Origin of the sequence: Streptomyces sp. W16 (assembly GCF_033194735.1) — a bacterium.
GTDB lineage: Bacteria > Actinomycetota > Actinomycetes > Streptomycetales > Streptomycetaceae > Streptomyces.
Map to the genome: position 1 here is coordinate 1 of NZ_JAWOAI010000977.1, position 1882 is coordinate 1882.

2 protein-coding genes and 1 pseudogene are annotated in these 1882 nt (G+C 70.0%); 2 read left to right on the plus strand and 1 reads right to left on the minus strand.

The window, feature by feature from the left end:
* Positions 1-426 (plus strand): annotated as a pseudogene (locus R6V09_RS52145) (hypothetical protein); the annotation flags it as partial.
* A gap of 22 nt (positions 427-448) precedes the next feature.
* Positions 449-1174 (plus strand): hypothetical protein, encoded by a 726-nt coding sequence (locus R6V09_RS52150; RefSeq protein WP_317888403.1) that lies wholly within the window; start codon positions 449-451, stop codon positions 1172-1174.
* Positions 1175-1190: 16 nt separating this feature from the next.
* Here R6V09_RS52150 and R6V09_RS52155 read toward each other — a convergent pair whose 3' ends face one another.
* Entirely contained in the window at positions 1191-1613 is a 423-nt protein-coding gene (locus R6V09_RS52155; protein WP_317888404.1) for an NUDIX hydrolase, read from the minus strand.
* Between the last annotated feature and the right edge of the window lie 269 nt (positions 1614-1882).

The window sequence follows — 1882 nt, forward strand, 5'->3', positions numbered from 1 at the left end:
CGCGAGGACGGGGTGCGCTGGCTGCTGGCCTGCCCGGCGACCGCGCACGACGCCTGCGCCGATCTCGCGAACCTGCGTGAGGAGGTGCGCCGCCGCCACCCGGACGACTCCTCGCACCACGAGGTGCTGAACGTACGGCACTTCACCGCGTCCTGGATCGTGCGCGCCCTGCTCACCCCGGGCGCCCAGGAGATCGCACGGCAGGACGGCCTGGAGGAGGCCTGGCAGGACCGGCTGAACGGAGCGGCGGGCGCGGTGTGGGCGGCGCAGACCGACGGGATCTGGTCGTGGAGCCGGGACGGGTCCATGTTCACGACGACGGAGGAACTGCGCCAGCCGATCTGGATGACCTATCAGGGGCTTTCGGCGCTGCGCGCACATGCCGTATGGATGTATCAGCCGGATACTCGAACGAGGCTGGTGTGAGGGCGAGTTGGGGAGTGAGTGCATGGGTGGTCGGCAGATCCTGGCGGCGCGACGGCTGCTGACCGAGGCGCTGGACGGCGAACTGTCCGACGACGGGACGGTGACCGCGGCCCGTGCCGTCATCGCCGAACTGGGTTCTCCCGAGCGGCTGTTGGAGCTGGTGGCCGAACTCGCCTCCGGCGAGGGCGATCCCGAGCACTGCGCCGGGCTGTCGTACCGTCATGTCCTGGGTTTCGACAAGCTGTTGCTGATCGACGGCGGCCCCCGCCACATGCTGCGCGCGCACCTGTGGCATCCCGACACGGCGGCGATCGGCACCGAGGACATCCACAACCACCGTTCCCCGCTTGCCTCTTACGTGGTCCGGGGGCGGCTCGCGATGGAGCTGTACGAGGCGCGGGGCGACGGCGGGATCACGGCGGACCGGTACGAGGAGTCCCTCGCCGAGCGCAGCGCCGACTGGACGCTGCGGCACACGGGACCGGCGCGGCTGCGGCTGACGCATGTGGGGCAGTACGCGGCGGGCAGTGCCTACGCCCTGCCGGCGAACACCCTGCACCGGGCCTGGTGCGACGCGGACGTACCGACCGTGACGCTGTTCCTGGAGACGGGGGCCGAACGGCGGCGCCACACCGACGTGTTCACGGCCGCGGGCCCGCATCCGGGCGCGGTGGCGAAGGTGCCGCTCGATGTGAAGGACTATCTGGGCGCGTTGAGCGGTCTGGCGGAGTCGCTCAGAAGTTCGTGAGGGTCTGGCGGAGTCTTCAGAAGTCCGTGAGGGCCTGTCGTACGACGTCCAGGTTGTACGCGTCGATGTCGAGGCCGGAATCGGCCAGCTCGGACGGCCTGAGCCAGCGGTACGTCTGGTCGGGCTCGGGGAGGGTGATCTGCAGGGACAGTGGCCTGACCAGGAAGTTGTCCTGCCAGTTCTTGGTCTCGCGGCCCCGGTACTCGCTGACGAAGGACGACTCGCCGATCTTGCGGACGATCTCGCCGAGGAGTCCGGTCTCTTCCTTCAGCTCGCGCAGGGCACCGTCCTCGGGGTGCTCGTCCGGCTCCAGCTTCCCGCACGGAACGCCCCACACCCGTGGCAGGAACCGCTCAGTCGCGCTGCGGCGCACCAGAAGCACGCGCCCGTCGTCGTCCATCACGACGGCAGCCGCCAGTCGCTTGTCGCCGGGGTCCATGGTCATGGTTCCTCGGTCCCTCGCCGGAGATGAGTCCAAAGGGTCTGATACCCAGGAATCCATCCAACGTACCAGGATCGGCCGGCCCGGGCTGTGGAGCCGGTCTCATCTCCGGACGGCTCCGGAACATTGCGCCCGGCAGCGCGGCAACCTCCCTGGTGCGGGCGGCGACTTGGGGGCATGACCAACGCAAGACGCACCACTTCGCACCGTCGCCGCGACCGCCGCCGTATCGCCCGCAAGCCGCTCGCGGGCTCGCTCGCCGTCGC

Bases quoted from the DNA above. Each gene is read 5' to 3' on its own strand.
- R6V09_RS52150 (WP_317888403.1), top strand. From the start codon at position 449: ATGGGTGGTCGGCAGATCCTGGCGGCGCGACGGCTGCTGACCGAGGCG.
- R6V09_RS52155 (WP_317888404.1), bottom strand. From the start codon at position 1,613: ATGGACCCCGGCGACAAGCGACTGGCGGCTGCCGTCGTGATGGACGAC.